The organism is Collinsella aerofaciens, assembly GCF_027679495.1.
Taxonomy (GTDB): Bacteria; Actinomycetota; Coriobacteriia; order Coriobacteriales; family Coriobacteriaceae; genus Collinsella; species Collinsella aerofaciens_AK.
Genome location: NZ_JAQEKC010000034.1, coordinates 1 through 20,361, shown reverse-complemented (window position 1 = coordinate 20,361; position 20,361 = coordinate 1). Strand labels below are relative to the sequence as shown.

The window sequence follows — 20,361 nt, the reverse complement described above, 5'->3', positions numbered from 1 at the left end:
GCGGGGGCTCCTATCTTTTTAGTGCCCTCGGATTGGGTCATAGTGTCTGTCGTTGCCAAAACAACGTCGTTCCCTTGGTTGGCTTAAAGTGGCACTTTTACCTGCGACGTTGCCATCGCTGAAGTAGTCATTGGGAAGGCGGCAGCTGGGGACGTTCCTTTTCTGCCGGTAGTTGGGGACACTCCTTGTGCCAGCGTTGCATCGAGTGCTTGGGAAGATGCGACCCGGTTTTTGGTCAAATTCCGGGTCGCGGTTTCCGGATGGGGTTGGTTGCGGAAAGTGCGACCCGGAATATTGCTCTGAAACGGGATGCGGTTTCCCTGATGCGCCTCAAACGGAAAGCATATCCCATTCCGGAGCTCCAAAACGGGATGCGCTTTCCGCGCGGAAGAATTGTCGCAGCTGCGTTAAGCAGTGTCGCTCGTTACTCGCCCAGAATCAGCGCCGCTAGCTCGTCCTGGGTGTCCACCACGTAGTCGGCGCCGGCGGACTCCAGCTCTGCGCGGCCGCGGAAGCCCCAGCTGACGCCCGCACTCTTAAGGCCGGCGTTGTGACCGGTCAGGATATCGACATTGGAATCGCCCACATAGAGCGTGGTTGCCGGATCGGCGCCCAGCTCCTCCATCACATGCAGCGTGACGGGTGCTTCGGGCTTAGGCGGAAACGCGTCAACACGGCCCTGCACCAGCGCAAAGCGCTCGGAACCAAAATACTTCTCGATAAGCGGAGCCGCCGAGACGTGGTCCTTGTTGGTGAGCACGGCAAGCTGCACACCCGCGGCGCGCAAACGGTCGAGCATCTCGATTGTGCCGGCATAGGGGGCGGTGTGGTCCTCCTTGTGCTCGCCGTAGTAAGCCCTAAACTCGGCAAGCGTCTGCTCAAGCATACGGCCGTCGCCCGCATACTCGGCAGGCATAAAGCGCTCAACCAGCTTGAGCATGCCGTTTCCCACCTTGTAGCGGTACTCGTCAACGGCAAACGTGGGCCAGCCGTGCATCTCGCAGGTATGGTTGCCGGCGGCCGCCAGGTCTTCGAGCGTGTTGAGGATGGTGCCGTCCAGATCAAAAATCACATGGGAAAAAGCTGCTGCCATGAAAGCTCCCGTCATTGGGTTTCAAAACGCACCTCATAATACTGGGCATGCGTGCCGGGCATGTTTGGAATCTGAATATCTTTAATAGCCCTGAGCCTTTGTCGTTAGCAAATTCTCGGCAGCTGCTCTCCCACGAGCATGTCGAGGATGCGGGTCGAGCCCCAGCCGGTGCGCACGCGCACGGCGGGACGGGCGCCCTCGGCAAGCGGCAGCACGCGACCGATGACGGCGGCATTCTCGCCGTAGCGGGCGGCGCGCATGGCGCTCAGCGCGGCATCGGCTTGCTCGGCCGGCACGACGGCAACCATCTTGCCCTCGTTTGCCACCTGCAGCACATCGTAGCCGAGCATCTCGCAGGCGGCCTGCACGTCGGGGCGCACGGGCACATCGTCCTCGTCGATCTCCATGGCAACGTCGCTGGCCTGGGCAAACTCGTTGAGTGTGGACGCCAGGCCACCGCGCGTGGGGTCGCGAAAGCAGCGTGTGTCGGGTGCTGCGGCAAGCACATCGGCAATCAGGTGGTTGAGCGGTGCGGCGTCGCTTTCGATCGTGCTCGAAAACGCTAGGCCCTCGCGTTGGCTCATGATAGCGATGCCGTGGTCGCCCAGTGTACCCGAGACCAGGATGACATCGCCGGGCTGGCAGTTTGCGCCGCTGAGCGCCACGCCCGCAGGCACCTCGCCCACGCCGGCGGTATTGATATAGACGCCGTCGGCCCCGCCGCGCTCGACCACCTTAGTGTCGCCCGTGATTATGGACACGCCCGCCTCGCGCGCCGTCTCGGCCATCGTCTGCACAATCTGGCGGAGCTTATCCATGGGATAGCCCTCTTCGAGGATAAAGCCGCACGATAGGTAGCGCACGTTGGCGCCCGAGGTCGCGACGTCGTTGACGGTTCCGCACACGGCGAGACGGCCGATGTTGCCACCGGGGAAGAACTGCGGCGAGACTACAAAGCTGTCGGTCGACATGGCGATGCGCCCGCTCGCGGGCAGCGCGGCGACGCCGGCGTCGTTGCCTTCGAGCAGCTCGGGCGACCCAAAGGCATCCAAAAAGACCTCATCGATGATGCGCTTCATCATCTGTCCGCCGGAGCCGTGGCCCAGCAGGACGGTGCTATCGGTAACGCTATGGGACATATCGAAAACTCCAATCGTGGGTGGAATTATATGGGTGAGGCGCAGCGTCGACTGGTCCGCCGTTCGTTAGAACGGCGGAACCTATTAGCCTCGGTAGCGGAAATATGCTGCGCAGCTGCCCTCGGAGCTCACCATGCAGGGGCCGACGGGATGCTCGGGCGTACAAGCGTGGTCGAACAGGGGGCAGTCGCTCGGCGTAATGGCCCCGCGCAGCACGTCGCCGCAGCGGCACCCGCGTGGCTCGACCGTCGGCTCGATGGACACGTCAAAGCGCATGCTGGCATCAAAGTGCGAAAACTCGGGACGAATGGCGAGTCCCGAAGCCGCAATCGATCCCAGCCCGCGCCACGTGGTATCGCACGGCTCAAATACCTGCTCGACCAGCTGGCGCGCCACGGGATTGCCGTCTGCGTTGACGCCACGGCGGTAGGCGTTGTCAATCACCGGCCTGTCCTCGACAACCATCTGGACCAGCATGCAGATGCCCTGCAGGATATCGACCGGTTCAAATCCCGTGACCACGCCCGGGGTATTGAATTCGTCGACCAAAAAGCTAAAGGGCGCCAAGCCCGTGATGGTGGCGACGTGGCCCGGCAGGATAAAGCCGTCGATGGTGGTCTCGGGGTCGTTGGCGATGGCGCGCAACGCCGGCGGCGTGGCCTTGTGGGCGCAATAGACCGAGAAGTTCAAAAGCCCGCGCGCCTCGGCCTCCAAGATGGCGGCGGCGATGGTGGGCGTCGTAGTCTCAAAGCCCACGCCCATAAAAATGACCGGGCGATCAGGGTTTTGCTCAGCAATGTCGAGCGCGTCGAGCGGGGAATAGACGATACGGATATCGCGCCCCGCCGCCTTTTGCACAGCGAGCGAGGTGGATGATCCGGGCACGCGCATCATGTCGCCAAAGGTGGTGATGATGGCGCCGTCTATGTTGGCGAGCGCGATTGCGTGGTCGATGTCGCGGTTGGCGGTGACGCAGACGGGGCAGCCCGGGCCGCTCAGCAGCTTGAGCCCGGTCGGCATAATGGAGCGAAAGCCATAGCGCCCGATGCTCACGGTATGCGTGCCGCAGACTTCCATAAGGTTGATGGTGCGGTCGCCGACAAGCTCATGAATGCGCTCGATGAGCTCGCGAGCCAGCTTGGGATCGCGGAATGCCGAGAAATCGATACCGGAGCGCGCCGGCTGCTCGGGCGCCACTAGTAAGCCTCCGCCGGGTTGGTGGTCAGCTGGTCTTCTTCGACCAGCTCGGACATGGCATTAACAAGCTCGAGCGTTTCCTGTGCTTCCTGCTCGTCGACAATCTGGATGCCAAAGCCGGCGTGTACGAGAATATAGTCGCCAACCTGCGCCGTCGGCACGAGTCGCAGCGACACGGGGCGCTCGATGCCCATCATGTCGACGGTGGCCTTGAGGTCGTCGTCGCGTTTGACTACTTTACCGGGAACGGCAAGGCACATATTGTTCCCCTTTTATACGCTTTGCGCTGGACGGGCGCTCAATAATCCATCAGTTGATGGTAGCGCTCGCGGGCGCTGCGGGCAAACGCGCTACACCTGTGAGACGGCGGCTTGCGGGCTGGCCGAACAGCCTACTGCGATGCAACCTGCGCAAGACGAGCGCTTGCGACTGCCGCCTGACCGTAGGCGATGCAGCCGTCATTGACGGGTACGGTGTGGGGGACAAGGACAGTAAGGCCTGCGCTTTTGAGCTCGCGGGCGAGGAGCTGAAGCAGAAGTCGGTTCATGAACACGCCGCCCGAGAGCGCGACGGTATCGATGCCTTCGCGCGTGCAGATTTCGCGTGCGATTCGTGCCGAAGAGCGCGTAACGGCGACATGGAAGCCGAGTGCGAGCTTGTCGGCGGGCACGCCGGCCCTGATTCCTTCCAAAAGCGCCTTAAAAAGTGAGCTGGGGTCCAGGACGAGAGGCCTGCTCGAGGTTGCTTGGACAGTTAGTTCAGATTTGTACTTTTTAGAGCAGCAATGGGTGGCATAGATTGTCTGCGAGGTCCCCGAATGGGTTGATTTGTGGTATCCGACGGGCAAATTAGACGCAAATGAGGCGCCTGGAGAGCCCTCTTCGGGGTAATCTGAGCCAAAACCGTTGGTTAGAGGGTCTGTATTTAATACAAATCTGAACAAACTGTCCAGCCGCAATGGGTCAGATGCGGAACGGCCGTCTTTATCGTCGGGAACATGGGCGATTTCGCCGTCGAGCGCGCGCCAGGCGGCGGCTTCGAGTTCTATGGCGGGTTCGCCCTCGTAGGTTGCCTTGCCGCAGATACCCAGAATCGCTGTCGCGGCATCAAAGAGACGCCCCATGCTGCTGGTACGCGGGCTGTTGATGCCGCGCTCGATCATGGTGGCTGTCACGCTGCGTGTTTGCTCGTCGAGGCTGTCCAAAAGCCGAGCGGCACCTGGGTGCTCGAGCAGGCCGAGCTCACTGAGCAGGGCAAAGGCGTTGCGGCGGGCGTCGCGCACGGAGGCCGCCCCACCGGGGAGCGCCCAGGTGCGCAAATGCGCGGCGCGCTCAAAGCCGTCAAGGCCGGCAACAAGAAACTCGCCGCCCCAAATGGTCCCATCGGTGCCGGCGCCGGTGCCGTCAAAGGCGATGCCAAGGACGCGCGCGTCGGTTGTAAGCTGGCCCGCGGCGATAGCCTCAGCCATTACGCTCGCGATATGCGCATGATGGTGCTGCACCTCGACGAGCGGCAGATTGCATTTTCGCGCCTGCTCGCGCGCCCACTGGCCCGATAGATAGCTGGGGTGTAAATCGCAGGCCAAGGCGGCGGGCGCCAAATCAAAGAGATCTTCCAAGCGCGTGCGCGCGGTGTTCCAGGCATCGAAGGTCCCGCCGTTTTCAACATCGCCGATATGCTGCGACACAAAACAGGTCGCCTCGCCGTTCGTCCCTTCACGCGTGAGCGTAATCGTGGCCTTTTGTTGCGGCCCGCAGGCGAGTACGCAGGATGGAGCGCCGTCGAGCGCCGGCAACGGCAGCGGCTGGGGTGCATATCCACGAGCGCGGCGAACGGGCATAACGGCGCCGTCGACCACGCGCACCACGGAATCGTCATAGCGCGAGAGAATCGCTCGATCGTTGCCGAGCAGCGCGTCGGCAATGCCGGCGGCAACGAGGCGCTCCCAGGCAAGATCGTCATCGGTCTCGATGGGCTCTTCGCTCAGGTTGCCGCTGGTCATGACGAGCGCGTGCATACCGTGTGACGCGGCAGCTGCAAGCAGAAGATGCTGAAGCGGGGTGTAGGGGAGCATAACGCCAAGCTCGGGCAGGTCGCGCGCGACGGACGGTGCGAGTACGAGGGCGTCGGAAGAATCGCCGTCGTTCCCGCAAACAGCCCGCCGGCGCAGCAGCACGATGGGGCGGATACTGCCGGCGAGCAGATCGCGTTCAGCATCGTCGATATGGCACAGGCGCCCGGCATCGGCAAGACTGCGCACCATGACGGCAAGCGGCTTATTGCTGCGACGCTTGCGACGGCGCAGCTCGGCCACCGCCTGCTCGTTGGCAGCGTCACAGGATAGATGGAATCCGCCCAGGCCCTTGATGGCGACGATGCCACCGCTGGCCAGCAGCTCAACGCAGCGCTCGATGATAGCGTCGCTGGCCTCGCGTGTGGTGCCGACGGCCGGTGTCGCGGACGAATTCCCGCACGCATCGCCGTTCACAGCCTCGCGCCACGTAATATGCGGCCCGCAATCAAAGCAGGCATCGGGTTGCGCGTGAAAACGCCGGTCGAGTGGGTCGGCATACTCCGCGGCACACCTGGGACACATGGGAAAACAATCCATCGACGTGGCCGCTCGGTCATAAGGCAACGATCGGATGATGGTAAAGCGTGGCCCGCAGTTAGTGCAGTTGATAAAGGGGTAGTGATAGCGTCGGTCGGCGGGATCGAACAATTCGCGCAAGCAATCGTTGCAGGTGGCGATATCGGGCGAGACAAGCGTCGTGTGCGCGGTCTGGTCCTGCGATGCTACGATGCGAAAGCCCTGTTCGTTGGCGGCATCCCAACCGTTGGCTGCCAAGTCCACAACCTCGACATGCTCTACGCGGGCTGCCGCAGGCGCATGCTCAGAAAGCGCGGCAACAAAAGCATCGAGTGCATCGGCCGGAGCGTGCACCTCGATATGCACGCCGTCGCCCGCATTGAGCACCCATCCGCAAATGCCATGCGCCATGGCCTCGCGATACACAAACGGTCGCATGCCAACGCCCTGTACAATGCCCGTCACATGAATATGCACATGCCGCATGCGACACCCCTCATCAAAACCGACCAAAAAAGGACAGGTTTATTTTGGTAGGTAAAACGCTAAACCTGCCAAAACAAACCTGTCCCTTTTTGGCAGGTGCGCTGCGGGAAATTCCGCTACAGCCCCAGGCTCTGCTTGGTGGCGGCGCACGTGAGCTCGCCGTGCTTAACGCCGCGCAGGCCCAGCAGACGGTCGGCTAGTTCGTAGACGCGCTCGCCGCGACCCTTGAGCGCCAGAATCTCCAAGCAGTTGTGGTGATCCAAATGCACGTGCATCGTCGATACGATCTCGTCGGTGTAGTCGTGCTGCACCTCGTCCAGGCGGCGCGTCAGATCGCCGGTGTGATGGTCGTAGATCATGGTGAGCGACCCGATAACATGCTCATCGGGCGTGCGCATCTGCTCCTTGGCGATCGAGGCGCGAATCAGGTCGCGCACGGCCTCGGAGCGGTTGGCCACATCGCCGCGGCGCGCGATCTGCTCGTCAAAACGGCGCAGCAGGTCGTCGGGTGCGGTAACCGAAAAACGGACCAGCTCGGAGCCGGAGCCACTACAGCGGCAGCCCGCGTCACCGTCCGCCCCGTGCGGATGCTCGTGCTCGTACCCGCAGCAGTGCTCGTGTTCGGCCACCTTACACCAGCTTCACGGAGCCGACGGAGTTGTGGTCGGCCTCGATGGCCTCTTCGTAGCCCTCGAGTGCGTCGTGGGCCTCGTGCAGCGCAGCCATGGCGGCCTCGAGCTTGGCGCCGATGCGCTCCATGTCAAAATTCTCGGTCGCATGCAGCAGCTGATGGCTCCACTCGTGAGCGAGCTCGATGGTGTCGTCGACCTGCTTGACGCTCATGGCAAGCTGGCTCATGTTCATTCCAACATCATGCATGGGAAATCTCCTTTTGTATGGGGCAGTTCAGTGGTTCAGATTTTACTACGCCCGCTCTGCGCGCGGCTGCATAAGAAAACGGGTACGAGTCTGTGCGACCCGCACCCGTTCACTGGGGGCTGTTTGTGACTACCATACTATCCGTGGTTGCACTCGGTACATCCAGAAGTCCGGCGAGCGGTGCAAAAGCGCTCATGGACGGCAGACAGACGGCAACATGTAACAAGCGTATTACAGATGCTTCTCCAGCAGCGCCTGCAGCCTCGCCTTGGGCAGAGCGCCAACCGAGCGGTCAATCTCCTCGCCGTTCTTAAACACAATCAGCGTGGGGATGCTCATGACGCCATACCTCATGGCCAGGTCCTGGTTGTCGTCGACGTTGCATTTGGCAACGGCAAGCTTGCCCGCCAGCTCATCGGCTACCTCGTCCACGATGGGCGAGAGCGATCGGCAGGGCCCGCACCAGGGCGCCCAAAAATCGACCAGCACGGGCAGGCTGTCGTTAACGATGGAATCGAAGTTCTCGGGGGTAATCTGCTTAATGTCAGCCATGGTGACCTCCATAATACGACGCGGCTCGGCCGCGTAAAACTCAGTACGACCGTGCTTATACCCAGCCGCCCGCAAAGCAACCACTCGCGGGCAGCTCTTTTATATAATGGTGGGCACGCAAACGATTGGAGAGCGCATGTCCACGTCACAAAGCCAGAAAAAAGAAGCCATCGCCCAGGCGGCCGAGCAGGAGCTCACATCGCTTGCGGTCCGTGGCGTGCGCATCGTGGGCAACGCGTGCTCGCCGATCGTGCTGGTCAAAGGCGATTTGGACGAGGCCGAGCGTTCGGGCGGCGAGCTGGCTGCCGGTCCGGACGGTGCTGCGCTGCGCAAGGCGCTTGGGGCCATCGGCTACGCGCCCGAGGAATTTTGCGTGCTGGCAAGCGTCGCCGGCGCAGGCGACGGAGCGGTCGCGGTGGGCGAGACTCTGCCGTGCGAGCTGTTCCGCGAGGCGCTTGAGGCTCTGGATCCCGAGGCGGTGCTGCTGCTCGATAACAGCGCGGCCGATGTCATGCGCGAAACCTACGCCGATATGCTCGTGGCGATTGATGACTTCGACACCGCCATGCTCAAGCCCGGCCTGGTCGCCCATGTGCAGGGCCGCCGCGTGCTCGCGCTCGATGGCTTTGAGGCGGCGCTGACCGACAAAGCGGCCAAGCAGCGCATGTGGGCCTACATCAAGCAGCTGACCCCGGCGGTCGCTCCACTGTAGCGGATCGGCACCGGCGAGCGATTGCCTGGCGGGCGAGGCGCGCCGCGAGATCGGCGCCGTACTTCTACATCACAGCGCGCAGCTCAAACCGATCGCCGTTAATGCGGAACTGGCAGTTGCCGTTCATGCGCTCCACGGCAAGTTTGATGCTCTTGGTTCCAAAGCCGTGGCCCGCATGCCGGGTCACGGGCATGCCGTCGACCATGCGCGGCGCGCGGTCAAACGTGTTGGAAACTAACAGCAACAGCTGGCCGTCCTCAAGTCGCAGGTCAAGGTCGACGAATCGCTTTCCTTGGGGTGCGGCGCTTGCGGCGGTGATAGCGTTTTCCAAGGCATTTGAGAGCACGCTAAACAGGTCGGCGTCACCTACGTGGACGGTTTCGGGTACGGCGGCGCGCAGGTTGGCGGTAATGCCGTTTCTATTGATATCTGAGTTGAATGACGAAAGCGCGATGTTTACGGTCTCGTTGGCGCAGAAGCGGCGTACGGCGGTGCGGTCGCCGGCTTCGTAGAGCTCATCGATGCGTTTGAGCGCCTCGTCGGTGTGGCCCTCCTCAATTAAAGTGGCCAGGCCGCGTAGGAAGTGGCGCATATCGTGGCGAAGAATCGACAACTCGCGCCCAGATTGACGCCAAGCCTCGAGCTCTTTGATGGCGGCGCTGTCGCGGGTTTCGAGCATCCAACGCTCTCGCTCGGCGGTTTCCTTTTCTTCGTATTCGTGCAGGTAAACGGCAAGAAACATAAGATAGAAGGCACAGAGCGCAAATGCCAAAAACTCAACTGTCACCACCGAGCCCGAGTGGAACAGCGTGGTGTAGACGTTGGTGGCGTAGTCAAAGATGTAATAGACGAGCGGCAGGATTAAAAGGATGCCCAGCTCGGTGGGGCTTTTAATCGCCAGGCGGGGTCCAATGTCGCCGGCCCAATGCAGCAGGACGGCAAAGACGCCGAGCGTGGTCGCGATGCGTGCCAGATAGTACGCGATCTGAGAATCGGTTGCGGCAAATGCGGCGATGCCCATCCAATTGCTGAACTGGCAGCTCAGATAGGCGCTGGTGACGCCCAACGTCGCGAGTAGCGGACTCAAGTGGTAGCGCGCGCATAGGTAGACGGTAAGCGGCAAGTGCACGACGAGCGGATAGACCTGACGGGCAAAAAGCTCTCCGCCAACGACATTGGCGATCGAAAAGGCAGCGCCGGTTGCGGCTCCGACCCCCACCAACTCGAGTGCATGGCGTCGATTGATTTCGATACCGCACAGCGCCGCCGAGGCAAAGACGCCAAAGAGTAGCGTTGTGGCGTGGTGGATTGCCCAAAGGACCATTTCGACCGAGGAGATCATCAGCGCCTCCCGCCCTCGAAGCGCACCGCAAAGTAGGCGTCTTGGAACCCCTGCTTGCTGCTGCGCGACAGCGGAATGCACACGCCGGAGCGCATGACGATGTCCGTGCGATCGAAGTGGTCGATGTTGCGCAAGTTGACCTGGTAGCTACGGCGGCATTTAAAGAAGGTGGCATTTTGCGCCAAACGGTCCTCGACGCTGCGGAACGACTCGAGTGCCTCGATATCGCGTCCGTCGCGCAGGTGGAAGACCACGTGCTTGTTGCGCGCCTCGGCATATTCGATGTCGGACAGGCGCAGGGCGTGGTAGCCAAAGGACGTTTTGATCACGAGCTCGTCGGTTGCCGCCGGGCGCATGCTCGAAAGTTCGTCGAGTAACTGCGCCAGGCGTTCGTAAGTCACGGGCTTGAGCAGATAGTCGAAGGCGCGGACCTCGTAGGACTCCAGTGCAAACTCGGGCGACGAGGTAAGGAACACCAGGCGCACGGCGGTGTCGGCCTGGCGCAATTCGCGTGCGGTGTCCATGCCGTTGACGAGCGGCATGATCATGTCGAGCAGGATGATGTCGGCGCGCGACGCGGCATGGCGCGCCAGCAGGTCCTCGCCGCGCGTAACGAGCGCAACATCGACCGCCGTGCCCGTATCGCTCGACCAACGGTCGATCATCCGGTGCAGTCTATCTAGAAAAGCGACGTCATCGTCGCAGGCAATAATCTTGAGCATTCGGGCCCCCTTAGTAGTTCGATTTTGCCACATTGGGCGCGTGCCGCTCGCGGGGGAGCGCCCGTTCGTGCCTCATGGTGCGCAACTCGCGCCGAGCGGTATTGCGGTGGCGAAAGATGCCTCCTGCGCTATCGAGAGCTCGGCTATCCTCAGCTTGCCAGTTCGAAAATGGACCTGCCGCATGATTGAATCTTTATTTCAACTTTACACCTAGGTTTACAGCTGTCTTGTCAGCTGTAAACCTAGGTGTCATACTAAAGCCCCAAGATTCGCCAAAAGAGAGGGGCCTTGATGGCACAGAGCGCGAACATGGATGCACCGGAGCTTGCACGCGACATTGCGGCCGGCCTGGCATCGGCAACGACGGCAACGGAGCGCGCGGCATTGGTGCCCGCAGAGCTCGTCGAGGCCATTCAGCAACTAAAAACCCAACGTGACGCGGTGATCCTGGCACACTACTATGTGGCGCCCGAGGTGCAGGCCGTGGCTGATTACGTCGGCGACAGCTTCTACCTGGCCAAGCTCGCCAAGAGCCTGCCGCAGCAGACCATCGTGCTGTGCGGCGTGGAGTTTATGGGCGAGAGCGCCAAGCTCCTCAACCCCACCAAGACCGTGCTGCTGCCCGAGCCGGGCGCGGACTGCCCCATGGCGCACATGGTCAAGCGCGAGACGGTCGACGCCGCCCGCGCCGAGTACGGTGACGACCTTGCCGTGGTCTGCTACGTCAACTCTACGGTCGAGATCAAGAGCTGGAGCGACGTGTGCGTCACCAGCTCCAACGCCGTTAAGATCGTGTCCGAGCTGCCGCAGCAGCACGTCCTGTTCATTCCCGACCAAAACCTGGGCCGCTTCGTAGCCGAGCAGGTGCCCCAAAAGCACGTCATCCTCAACAACGGCTACTGCCCGCGCCATCACATCATCACCGTCGAGCAGATCGTCGACGCGACGGAGGCCCACCCCGACGCGCTCGTGCTGGCGCACCCCGAGTGCAAGGCCGACGTCCTGGCCGAGGCCGACTACATCGGCTCCACCGCCGGCATCATCAAGTATGCCGAGGAGTCCGACGCGAGCGAGTTCATTATCGTGACGGTTCGCGGCGTGCTCTACGAGCTCGAGCGCCGCTGCCAGGGCACCGGCAAGAAGTTCTACTTCCCCGCGGTGCAGCCCACCTGCGTCAACATGGACCTCATCACGCTCGAAAAGCTTGTGCGCTGCCTGGAGACGGGCGAGGGCGAGGTGCAGATCGGCGTCTCGGACGAGGCGGCAGACCAGGCCAAGCTCACGCTCGACCGCATGCTCGAGTACGCAGCACGCTAGAACAATGTGGCATGAGGGACGGTTCCTTATGTCACATTCAAGGGAGAGGATTCCTGTGGAAACCAAGCAATACCCCGATATGGAGTGCGACGTTGTCATTGCCGGCTGCGGCGTAGCCGGCCTGTACGCGGCGCTCAACCTGCCGACGAGTACGCGCGTGATCATGCTCTCCAAGGGCGCGGTCGACGAGTGCGATTCGATGCTCGCGCAGGGCGGCATCTGCGTGCTGCCCGAGGGCTCGGACTACGATGCCTTCTTTGAGGACACCATGCACGCCGGCCATTACGAGAACCGCCGCGAGAGCGTCGACATCATGATCCGCTCGAGCCGCTCGGTCATCAACGACCTGCTAGCGATGGGCGTGGATTTTGAGCGCAAGGCCGATGGCGGCCTCGACTTTACCCGCGAGGGCGCGCACAGCCGTCCGCGCATTGCCTTCCATGCCGACATTACGGGCAAGGAGATTACGACCAAGCTGCTTCAGGCCGTTCGCAAACTGGATAACGTGCAGATTTTGGAGCACGTGGCCATGACCGACATCCTGACGGGCGAGCGTGACGGCGCCACAGTGTGTGCCGGTGTCGTCGCCGTTCCCGTGGACGAGGACAACTCGGTTCGTCCCGCCGACGAGCTGGTAAATGCCGCCGAGGGCGTGCATGCCGGCGAGCCGTTTAAGATCCATGCCCGCCACACACTGTGGGCGACGGGCGGCATCGGTGGCGTGTACGACCACTCGACCAACTACCCGCAGCTCACGGGCGACGCCTGCTACATCGCTCAGGAGCATGGCATTAAGATGGAGCACCTGGACTACGTGCAGATCCACCCCACGGGTCTGTTCTCGCCGCAGCCGGGCCGCACCTTCCTGATCAGCGAGAGCTGCCGCGGCGAGGGCGCGATTTTGCTCAACGCCGCCGGCGAGCGCTTTACCGACGAGTTGCAGCCGCGCGATGTGGTCGCCGCCGCTATTCGCGAGCAGATGAAGCAGGACGGTACCGAGCACGAGTGGCTGAGCTTTGCCCCCGTCGAGCGCGATGTGGTGACCGGGCACTTTGCCAACATTCGCGCACGCTGCTTGGAGGACGGCCGCGACATCTTGGACGAGCCCATTCCCGTTACGCCCACGCAGCACTACTTTATGGGCGGCGTGTGGGTCGACAAGGACGGCCGCACCTCGATGCCCGAGCTCTACGCCGCGGGCGAGACGGCTTGCAACGGCGTTCACGGCAAGAATCGCCTTGCATCAAACAGCCTGCTCGAGGCGCTGGTCTGGGGTCGTCGCGCCGCGTGGTACATGCGTACCGGCGAGTCGCTGGCCGTGGAGCAGGCGGGCGATCCCGCGCTCGACGGGCGTCACCGCGCCTTGAGCGCCGACACCCTTGCAATCGATGATTTGGCCCGTGCTGCCGGCACGCAGGCCGTGGAGGAGTAGACCATGAATCCCATTACCATGAAGCTCGTCGTCGATGATCTGATTTTGCAGGCTCTGCGCGAGGACATTACCTTTGAGGACGTGAGCACGGCGAGCGTGTGCCCCACGGCGCGTCCCGCCACGGTGGAGCTTATCGCCAAGGCCGATGGCATCATCGCGGGCTTGGATGTGTTCGCCCGCACCTTTGAGCTGCTGGATTCGCAGAGCTCGGTGCTGTTTGATGTTGCCGACGGTGACGAGGTGCACGCCGGCGACCACGTGGGCCAGGTGCGCGGCGATGCGCGCGTGCTGCTTTCGGGCGAGCGCGTGGCGCTCAACTACCTGCAGCGCATGAGCGGTATCGCTACCTATACGCACAGAATGGCAGCGGCGCTCGAGGGTACCAAGACCGTGCTCGTCGACACACGCAAGACCACGCCGGGCATGCGCGTTTTCGAGAAGGCCGCGGTCGAGATCGGCGGCGGCAGCAACCATCGCTACAACCTGTCGACAGCCGTCATGCTCAAGGACAACCACATCGATGCCGCCGGTGGCGTGACGCGCGCGATCGAGATGGCGCGCGCCCACGCGTCGTTTACCACGACGGTCGAGATTGAGTGCGAGAACCTGGACATGGTACGCGAAGCCGTGGAAGCCGGCGCCGATATCATCATGTTCGACAACATGACTCACGACGACATGGCTGCCGCGATTGAGCTTATCGCCGGCCGCGCCAAGACCGAGTGCTCGGGCAACGTGGACGCTAACAATATCCGCGCGCTTGCCGACCTGGGCGTCGACTACATTAGCTCGGGCGCCCTGACGCACTCCGCGCCGATCCTCGACCTTTCGCTTAAGCACCTGCGTCTGTTGGACGGTAAATAATGAACGCCCGCGAGCGTCGCCGTGCCATCATGGCCGTGCTCGAGGGAGCCAAGGGGCCCGTATCGGGCAGCGCGCTTGCCCGCGAGGTGGGTGTGAGCCGCCAGGTTGTCGTGCAGGATATCGCCCTGCTGCGCGCCGATGGGCACGATATCGTGGCGACCAACCGCGGCTACGTGCTGCAGGAAGCCGCGAGCAGCCCCGCCGTGCCCACGCGTCTTGTTAAGGTGCGCCACAGTGTGGAGCAGGCGGGCGACGAGCTTACGAGTATCGTCGACGCGGGTGGCGCCGTGCTCAATGTGATCGTCAACCATCGTGTGTACGGCAAGATCACGGCCGACCTGGACATCCGCAACCGCCGCGATGTCGAGCGCTACCTAGAGGGCATCGCCAGCGGCAAGAGCTTCCCGCTGCTGACGGTGACCAGCGGCTACCACTTCCATCGCATCGCCGCGGAAGACGAGCAGACCCTCGACGAGATCGAGGCCATACTCAAGGAGAAGGGCTACCTTGCCGATTTAATGCCTTACGAGGACGATCTATCGTAGCCGATGCTGCAAACGTCCCTAAGCGGCAATCTGACGTTCAATCGTCGGTCGCGTACCAAAGTACGCTTCCCTCCTCTTTCACGTCACCTTGCTCGCTTAGGGACGTTTTCGCTGACGTGAGCTCAACCTGCGATGGTGCCTAATTGGTTATCCGCACAAAAAAGGAGGCCTCCGCGGCGATGCGGAGGCCTCCTTTTTTGTGCACGGTGTACTTTTGAGTGTGCAAGTGCGGGAGTTGTTACTCCTCGACGATCTCGGTGATCGCGCCAGCGGGGCAAGCGTCCTGGCAAGCGCCACAGGCGACGCAGGAGTCCTCGTCAGCGACGGTGGCGACGTCCTGGAGCTCCAGAACGCCAGCGGGGCAGGAGTCGACGCAAACGCCACAAGCGATGCACTCGTCGGCATCAATTACGGGATGAGCCATGGTAGTTTCCTCTCTGTTGACCGACGCTACAGGCGATGCGCGTCGGTTTGATTCGGGCAAAAACATACCACGGGAGCGACCGTTTGCAATACCCTCTGGCCGGCATCTTCATACCGTTCGCCGAGTATGCCAAGGTTTACTAAAAAATACGCAGGTGGGGCCGCTGAGCTGCGTAAATGTTAGCTAAAGGTGACTTGAAATATTGAGCTATTAAGCGCGCCTGCGGAAAGGGCATCCCGTTATTTGGCCGAAAAACGGGTCGCAGCTTCCGGTTGGACCGCCCGGCGGAAACTGTGTCCCAGAATTCGCGCTCAGACCGGGATACCCTTTCCGCAAGGCAGCCCCAGGCACCTTCGGACCCAAACCTCAGCCATCTCTACATAGATCTCAATAGATTTGCCGAGAACTCAATCAGCGCATCTACCTGCGCATTTAAGAACCTAAACTCTCAGCAATAAGAAATCTTATATGAATTGACTTAGATTTTGTATATTCCAGCCCATAAGGGGATACACTACATCCTGAAAGACAAGCCGAAGCGCCGCGCGACAGACCGTCGAGGCGACGCGAACGCAAAAGAGAGAGGGAATTTCTAATGAGTAAGATTCTTGGTATCGACCTTGGTACTACTAACTCCGCCATGGCCGTTCTCGAGGGCGGTTCTCCGACCATTATCGTGAACGCCGAGGGCGACCGCACCACCCCGTCCGTCGTGGGCTTCCGTGCCGACGGCGACCGCGTTGTGGGTAAGGCCGCTAAGAACCAGGCTGTCACCAACCCCAAGAACACCGTGTTCTCCATCAAGCGCTTCATGGGCCGCAAGTACTCCGAGTGCACCTCCGAGATCAAGACCGTGCCGTATGAGGTCAAGGAGGGCCAGGGCGGCCGTGCCGTCGTCGACATCGAGGGCAAGGATTACACCGCCGAGCAGGTGAGCGCCATGACGCTCGCAAAGATGAAGGCCGACGCCGAGAAGTATCTGGGCGAGACCGTCACCGACGCCGTCATCACCGTCCCGGCCTACTTCAACGACGCCCAGCGTCAGGCCACCAAGGACGCCGGTAAGATCGCCGGCCTCAACGTCAAGCGTATCGTCAACGAGCCGACTGCTGCTGCTCTTGCCTATGGCCTGGACAAGCAGGGCACCGACCAGCGCATCCTGGTCTTCGACCTGGGCGGCGGCACCTTCGACGTCTCCATCCTCGACCTCGCCGACGGCGTGTTTGAGGTTCTGTCCACCTCGGGCGACAACCACCTGGGCGGCGACGACTGGGATCAGCGCGTCATCGATTGGATGGCCGATAAGTTCCAGCAGGAGAACGGTGTCGACCTGCGTCAGGACCCCATGGCCCTGCAGCGTCTGAAGGAGGCCGCCGAGAACGCCAAGAAGGAGCTCTCCGCCGCCCAGCAGACCACCATCAACCTGCCGTTCATTACCATGAACCAGTCCGGCCCGCTGCACCTCAACTACACGCTGACCCGCGCCGAGTTCGAGAAGATCACCCGCGACCTGCTCGAGCGCTGCAAGCAGCCTGTCACCAACGCCCTGCGTGACGCCAAGCTTAAGCTCTCCGATTTGACCGAGGTCATCCTCGTCGGCGGCTCCACCCGTATGCCCGCCGTCCAGGAGCTCGTCAAGACCATGACCGGCAAGCAGCCCAACATGTCCGTGAACCCCGACGAGGTCGTTGCCGACGGCGCTGCCGTCCAGGGCGGCGTGCTCACCGGCGACGTCGAGGGCATCCTGCTGCTCGACGTTACCCCGCTGTCGCTGGGCGTCGAGACCATGGGCGGCATCATGACCAAGATGATCGACCGCAACACCACGATCCCGACCTCCAAGACCGAGGTCTACTCCACCGCTGCCGACAACCAGACCAGCGTCGAGATCAACGTGCTCCAGGGCGAGCGCGAGCTTGCTCGCGACAACAAGTCGCTCGGTAAGTTCCAGCTGACCGGCATCCCGGCTGCCCGCCGCGGCGTGCCGCAGATCGAGGTCACCTTCGACATCGACGCCAACGGCATCGTCAAGGTCTCTGCTAAGGACAAGGGCACCGGCAAGGAGCAGCAGATCACCATCTCCGGCTCCACCGCTCTGTCCGACGACGAAGTCGATCGCATGGTCAAGGACGCCGAGGCCCATGCCGAGGAGGACAAGAAGCAGAAGGAGGAGGTCGAGGTCCGCAACCAGACCGATAGCCTGTGCTACTCCACCGAGCAGACCCTCAACGAGCTGGGCGACAAGGTTTCCGCCGATGTGAAGTCCAAGGCCGAGACCGCTATCGCCGACGCCAAGAAGGCGCTCGAGGGCTCTGACGTCGAGGCCATCAAGGCCGCTGGCGAGTCCCTGCAGTCCGTGGCCTACGAGCTGGCCCAGGTTGTCTACGCCGACGCTCAGCAGCAGACCGACGGCGCCGCCGGTGCCCAGCCTGCCGACGATGACGTCGTCGACGCCGACTACGAGGTTGTGGACGACGAGGACAAGTAATCATGTCCGCCCGTAAAGCTCGCACGGAGACGGCTGCCGCTGGCACCGCCCCCGTTGACTCCAAGGAGAAGGACGTGAAGATTCCCGTAGAGGCCGTCGACGATACCGAGGCCAATGAGGCCGCGGCCGCCGAGGCTGCCGAGAACCAGGTAGAGGATTCCAACAAGGAGGCGACGATGACCGAGGACGAGATGGTGGAAGCCGCTATCCGCGCCGGTGAGGAAGCCGCCGACAACGACTTTAAGCTCAAGTTCGAGCAGGCTCAGAAGGAGCTTACCGATGTGCGCAGCGAGCTCGAGGCTGCGGCAGAGGCTCAGAAGGCCGCCGAGGACAAGGCGAAGGACGCCACCGAGCGCACCGCCCGCCTGCAGGCCGACTGGGAGAACTTCCGTCGCCGCACCGCTAACGAGCGCATCGCCGAGCGCGAGCGCGCGACCGAGAAGCTCGTCACTGCGCTGCTGCCGGTGGTCGACGATATCGAGCGCGCGATCGACCATGCCCGCAGCCAGGAGCTTTCCGACGACTTTAAGCAGTTCGTCGATGGCGTTGACGCGGTGCATGCCAAACTGCTCGACGTATTTGCGCACGAGGGCGTTGAGCCCATCGACCCCAAGGGCGAGGCGTTCGATCCGCTCGAGCACCAGGCCGTGGGACGTGTCGAGGACGCCGCGCAGTACGACGAGACCGTCAACGACGTGTACCAGAAGGGCTACCGTATGGCGGACCGCATCCTGCGCTCCGCGATGGTGACGGTGACGTACGGCGGCGAGAAGCGCCCCGCGCCGGAGCCCGAAGCGGCGCCCGAGGATGCTGCGGCCGATACGGCCGAGAGCGCCGAGGAGTAATTGAGAAGGGCCCCGGGGCAACACCCGGGGCCCTTTCTGGCCTAGTGCCATATGAAAGCATGAGCCGCCGTCCGCGGGGACGGCGGATGAAACGGGAGAGGAGCTACGATGGCTGCAGGCAAAACCTTCTATGACATCCTGGGCGTATCCAAGAGCGCCTCCGACAAAGAGATCAAGAGCGCGTTCCGTAAGCTCGCGCAAAAATATCACCCCGATGCCGGCGGCGACGAGGCCAAGTTTAAGGAGATAAGCGAGGCCTACGAGACGCTTTCGGACGAGAAGAAGCGCAAAGAGTACGACCAGATGCTCATGTTTGGCGGCATGCCGGGCGCGGGCGGCGCGTATGGCGGCGGCTATGGTGCCGGTGCCGGCGCGAGCGGCTGGGGCGATATCTTCGACAGCATCTTTAGCGGCAACGGTGCCTGGGGCAGCGATTGGGGATCGGGCTTTGCCGGGGCTGCGGGCGCTGCGGGTGCCGGCGCAGGTCGCAACCGCGCGCGCAAGGGCGGCGACCTGTCGCTGACTGTCGACGTAACGGCCGAGGACGCGTTTCGCGGCGTGACGCATAAGGTCACCTACCGCATCCCCTCGACAGGCGAGCAGCAGACCATTACGGTCTCGGTGCCCGCCGGCGCGGTCGACGGCGGCAAGCTGCGCTACAAGCGCCGCGGCGAGTACGGCGTTGCCGGAGGCGAGCGCGGCGACCTGGTCGTGACCACGCATGTGGAGGAGCATCCGCTGTTCAAGCGCAAGGGTGCCGATGTGACCATGGAGGTACCGATCTCTGTCTACGAGGCGGCGCTCGGCTGCACGGTGGACGTGCCCACGCCCGGTGGCGCGACGGTCCGCCTGAAGGTGCCCGCGGGTACCCAGACGGGCAAGAAGTTCCGCTTTAAGGAAATGGGCGCGCCCGATGTTAAGCATCGCGGCCGCACGGGCGCGTTGCTTGTCGAGATCAAGGTGCAAGTTCCCACGAACCTGTCCGACGATGAACGCGAGGCCATGACCAAGTTGCGCGAGGCCGACACGCGCGACTATCGCGAGAAGGTCAACCGTTACAAGGCGACGTATTAAAAATGGAGCCCGAGGCGGGTTTTCCAGGTGCTCGAGATTGGCCTGAAAGAGGAGCGACGCGTACTCGGGTACGCGAGCGACGGTTTGAAGGCCAAGGTCGGGTGCCTGGGAAAGCCGCTTTGGGATGAGGTTGATTAAGAAGGGGTCTGTGAGTATGGCCGAGGACAATAGGAACAAACCGCTGTATATGATCAGCGTGGCGGCCGAGCTGACCGGTATGCACCCGCAGACTCTGCGCGTCTACGAGTCCAAGGGCCTGGTGAACCCCCAGCGCTCGGGCGGCAACACGCGTCTGTATTCGCGTGCCGATATCGAGCGTCTGGAACTCATCAACCAACTGACCGACGAGGGCATCAACCTTGCCGGCGTGGTGCGCATCCTCGATATGAAGGAGCGCGCCGAGGAGCGCGAGCGCGAGAACGAAAAACTCCGTGCCCGCGTGCGCCAGCTCGAGGACGAGCTGCACGAGTACAAGATGCAGAAGAAGATCACCGCCCTGGCCCCGCGCGACGGCTCGGTTAACCCCGAACAGGTCATGCGCAAGCTGCTGGGCGCCGGCGGAGATCTGTAGTTACGCGGTTTTACCAAACCGCGTAACGGTTCGACGCTGCAAGCCCGCCAGAGCGGCAATCTGCCTTTCAACTTCGGCGGCATGACCAG

Annotated in this window: 20 protein-coding genes; 9 read left to right on the top strand and 11 right to left on the bottom strand. The window is 62.4% G+C overall.

Going from position 1 to position 20,361, the window contains the following annotated elements:
* Window positions 1-424: 424 nt before the first annotated feature.
* The 8 genes from PGW49_RS09640 to trxA all read right to left on the bottom strand — a co-directional run bounded on the left by PGW49_RS09640 (window position 425) and on the right by trxA (window position 7,936).
* The gene (locus PGW49_RS09640) at window positions 425-1,093 is read right to left on the bottom strand and encodes an HAD family hydrolase (protein WP_270226366.1); all 669 of its coding nucleotides are present in this window, start codon (window positions 1,091-1,093) and stop codon (window positions 425-427) included.
* 104 nt (window positions 1,094-1,197) lie between these two features.
* A complete protein-coding gene (gene hypE, locus PGW49_RS09635; RefSeq protein ID WP_270226365.1) occupies window positions 1,198-2,232 on the bottom strand; it encodes a hydrogenase expression/formation protein HypE in 1,035 nt (344 codons plus the stop codon).
* A gap of 84 nt (window positions 2,233-2,316) precedes the next feature.
* A complete protein-coding gene (gene hypD / locus PGW49_RS09630; RefSeq protein ID WP_270226364.1) occupies window positions 2,317-3,429 on the bottom strand; it encodes a hydrogenase formation protein HypD in 1,113 nt (370 codons plus the stop codon).
* Window positions 3,429-3,689, bottom strand: a complete 261-nt coding sequence (locus PGW49_RS09625) for a HypC/HybG/HupF family hydrogenase formation chaperone (RefSeq protein ID WP_055310039.1) — start codon at window positions 3,687-3,689, stop codon at window positions 3,429-3,431. Before PGW49_RS09625 ends, hypD begins: the two co-directional genes overlap by 1 nt.
* Before the next feature lie 131 nt (window positions 3,690-3,820).
* Window positions 3,821-6,505, bottom strand: coding sequence for a carbamoyltransferase HypF (hypF, locus tag PGW49_RS09620; RefSeq protein WP_270226362.1), 2,685 nt, complete (start codon window positions 6,503-6,505; stop codon window positions 3,821-3,823).
* A 116-nt stretch (window positions 6,506-6,621) separates the two neighbouring features.
* Window positions 6,622-7,134, bottom strand: coding sequence for a nickel-responsive transcriptional regulator NikR (gene nikR / locus PGW49_RS09615; protein WP_215694451.1), 513 nt, complete (start codon window positions 7,132-7,134; stop codon window positions 6,622-6,624).
* A 1-nt stretch (window position 7,135) separates the two neighbouring features.
* Window positions 7,136-7,384 carry a hypothetical protein gene (locus tag PGW49_RS09610; RefSeq protein ID WP_006235225.1) on the bottom strand — a complete coding sequence of 83 codons (249 nt, stop codon included), beginning with the start codon at window positions 7,382-7,384 and terminating at the stop codon, window positions 7,136-7,138.
* A gap of 231 nt (window positions 7,385-7,615) precedes the next feature.
* On the bottom strand, window positions 7,616-7,936 hold the full coding sequence (trxA, locus tag PGW49_RS09605; protein WP_270226361.1) for a thioredoxin: 321 nt from the start codon (window positions 7,934-7,936) through the stop codon (window positions 7,616-7,618).
* 136 nt (window positions 7,937-8,072) lie between these two features.
* Here trxA and PGW49_RS09600 point away from each other — a divergent pair, with 136 nt between their 5' ends.
* A complete protein-coding gene (locus PGW49_RS09600; protein WP_270226360.1) occupies window positions 8,073-8,648 on the top strand; it encodes a hypothetical protein in 576 nt (191 codons plus the stop codon).
* A gap of 64 nt (window positions 8,649-8,712) precedes the next feature.
* Here PGW49_RS09600 and PGW49_RS09595 read toward each other — a convergent pair whose 3' ends face one another.
* Both PGW49_RS09595 and PGW49_RS09590 read right to left on the bottom strand, forming a co-directional pair.
* Window positions 8,713-9,990, bottom strand: a complete 1,278-nt coding sequence (locus PGW49_RS09595) for a sensor histidine kinase (protein ID WP_270226359.1) — start codon at window positions 9,988-9,990, stop codon at window positions 8,713-8,715.
* Window positions 9,990-10,712: a LytR/AlgR family response regulator transcription factor gene (locus tag PGW49_RS09590; RefSeq protein ID WP_270226358.1), complete on the bottom strand. Its 723-nt coding sequence runs from the start codon at window positions 10,710-10,712 to the stop codon at window positions 9,990-9,992. The genes PGW49_RS09595 and PGW49_RS09590 overlap by 1 nt, the downstream gene beginning before the upstream one ends.
* Before the next feature lie 291 nt (window positions 10,713-11,003).
* On the opposite strand from PGW49_RS09590, the gene nadA reads away from it, so the two are divergent.
* Genes nadA through PGW49_RS09570 form a run of 4 tightly spaced genes read left to right on the top strand, consistent with a single transcriptional unit; the run spans window position 11,004 to window position 14,870 of the window.
* Complete coding sequence (gene nadA, locus PGW49_RS09585; protein WP_270226357.1) at window positions 11,004-12,029, top strand: quinolinate synthase NadA; 1,026 nt, start codon at window positions 11,004-11,006, stop codon at window positions 12,027-12,029.
* A gap of 28 nt (window positions 12,030-12,057) precedes the next feature.
* A complete protein-coding gene (locus PGW49_RS09580; RefSeq protein WP_416242435.1) occupies window positions 12,058-13,461 on the top strand; it encodes an L-aspartate oxidase in 1,404 nt (467 codons plus the stop codon).
* A gap of 3 nt (window positions 13,462-13,464) precedes the next feature.
* Window positions 13,465-14,325, top strand: a complete 861-nt coding sequence (nadC, locus tag PGW49_RS09575; RefSeq protein WP_270226355.1) for a carboxylating nicotinate-nucleotide diphosphorylase — start codon at window positions 13,465-13,467, stop codon at window positions 14,323-14,325.
* A complete protein-coding gene (locus PGW49_RS09570; protein WP_270226354.1) occupies window positions 14,325-14,870 on the top strand; it encodes a transcription repressor NadR in 546 nt (181 codons plus the stop codon). The genes nadC and PGW49_RS09570 overlap by 1 nt, the downstream gene beginning before the upstream one ends.
* Window positions 14,871-15,108: 238 nt before the next feature.
* Here the strand turns inward: PGW49_RS09570 and PGW49_RS09565 are convergent, their stop codons facing one another.
* Window positions 15,109-15,360, bottom strand: a complete 252-nt coding sequence (locus tag PGW49_RS09565; RefSeq protein ID WP_158564522.1) for an indolepyruvate ferredoxin oxidoreductase subunit alpha — start codon at window positions 15,358-15,360, stop codon at window positions 15,109-15,111.
* Between the two features lie 529 nt (window positions 15,361-15,889).
* Between PGW49_RS09565 and dnaK the strand changes: the two genes are divergently transcribed.
* The 4 genes from dnaK to PGW49_RS09545 all read left to right on the top strand — a co-directional run bounded on the left by dnaK (window position 15,890) and on the right by PGW49_RS09545 (window position 20,272).
* The gene (gene dnaK, locus PGW49_RS09560) at window positions 15,890-17,782 is read left to right on the top strand and encodes a molecular chaperone DnaK (RefSeq protein ID WP_055250813.1); all 1,893 of its coding nucleotides are present in this window, start codon (window positions 15,890-15,892) and stop codon (window positions 17,780-17,782) included.
* A 2-nt stretch (window positions 17,783-17,784) separates the two neighbouring features.
* The gene (locus tag PGW49_RS09555) at window positions 17,785-18,627 is read left to right on the top strand and encodes a nucleotide exchange factor GrpE (protein ID WP_270226353.1); all 843 of its coding nucleotides are present in this window, start codon (window positions 17,785-17,787) and stop codon (window positions 18,625-18,627) included.
* Window positions 18,628-18,735: 108 nt separating this feature from the next.
* Entirely contained in the window at window positions 18,736-19,701 is a 966-nt protein-coding gene (locus PGW49_RS09550; protein ID WP_270226352.1) for a DnaJ C-terminal domain-containing protein, read from the top strand.
* A gap of 154 nt (window positions 19,702-19,855) precedes the next feature.
* Window positions 19,856-20,272 carry a heat shock protein transcriptional repressor HspR gene (locus PGW49_RS09545; RefSeq protein WP_006235210.1) on the top strand — a complete coding sequence of 139 codons (417 nt, stop codon included), beginning with the start codon at window positions 19,856-19,858 and terminating at the stop codon, window positions 20,270-20,272.
* Window positions 20,273-20,361: the final 89 nt, after the last annotated feature.

Bases quoted from the DNA above. Each gene is read 5' to 3' on its own strand.
- PGW49_RS09570 (WP_270226354.1), top strand. From the start codon at position 14,325: ATGAACGCCCGCGAGCGTCGCCGTGCCATCATGGCCGTGCTCGAGGGA.
- PGW49_RS09600 (WP_270226360.1), top strand. From the start codon at position 8,073: ATGTCCACGTCACAAAGCCAGAAAAAAGAAGCCATCGCCCAGGCGGCC.
- PGW49_RS09610 (WP_006235225.1), bottom strand. From the start codon at position 7,384: ATGCATGATGTTGGAATGAACATGAGCCAGCTTGCCATGAGCGTCAAG.
- PGW49_RS09565 (WP_158564522.1), bottom strand. From the start codon at position 15,360: ATGTTTTTGCCCGAATCAAACCGACGCGCATCGCCTGTAGCGTCGGTC.
- trxA (WP_270226361.1), bottom strand. From the start codon at position 7,936: ATGGCTGACATTAAGCAGATTACCCCCGAGAACTTCGATTCCATCGTT.
- PGW49_RS09595 (WP_270226359.1), bottom strand. From the start codon at position 9,990: ATGATCTCCTCGGTCGAAATGGTCCTTTGGGCAATCCACCACGCCACA.
- PGW49_RS09590 (WP_270226358.1), bottom strand. From the start codon at position 10,712: ATGCTCAAGATTATTGCCTGCGACGATGACGTCGCTTTTCTAGATAGA.
- PGW49_RS09640 (WP_270226366.1), bottom strand. From the start codon at position 1,093: ATGGCAGCAGCTTTTTCCCATGTGATTTTTGATCTGGACGGCACCATC.
- PGW49_RS09545 (WP_006235210.1), top strand. From the start codon at position 19,856: ATGGCCGAGGACAATAGGAACAAACCGCTGTATATGATCAGCGTGGCG.
- hypE (WP_270226365.1), bottom strand. From the start codon at position 2,232: ATGTCCCATAGCGTTACCGATAGCACCGTCCTGCTGGGCCACGGCTCC.
- nadC (WP_270226355.1), top strand. From the start codon at position 13,465: ATGAATCCCATTACCATGAAGCTCGTCGTCGATGATCTGATTTTGCAG.
- PGW49_RS09625 (WP_055310039.1), bottom strand. From the start codon at position 3,689: ATGTGCCTTGCCGTTCCCGGTAAAGTAGTCAAACGCGACGACGACCTC.
- nadA (WP_270226357.1), top strand. From the start codon at position 11,004: ATGGCACAGAGCGCGAACATGGATGCACCGGAGCTTGCACGCGACATT.
- PGW49_RS09550 (WP_270226352.1), top strand. From the start codon at position 18,736: ATGGCTGCAGGCAAAACCTTCTATGACATCCTGGGCGTATCCAAGAGC.
- dnaK (WP_055250813.1), top strand. From the start codon at position 15,890: ATGAGTAAGATTCTTGGTATCGACCTTGGTACTACTAACTCCGCCATG.
- hypF (WP_270226362.1), bottom strand. From the start codon at position 6,505: ATGCGGCATGTGCATATTCATGTGACGGGCATTGTACAGGGCGTTGGC.
- PGW49_RS09555 (WP_270226353.1), top strand. From the start codon at position 17,785: ATGTCCGCCCGTAAAGCTCGCACGGAGACGGCTGCCGCTGGCACCGCC.
- PGW49_RS09580 (WP_416242435.1), top strand. From the start codon at position 12,058: ATGTCACATTCAAGGGAGAGGATTCCTGTGGAAACCAAGCAATACCCC.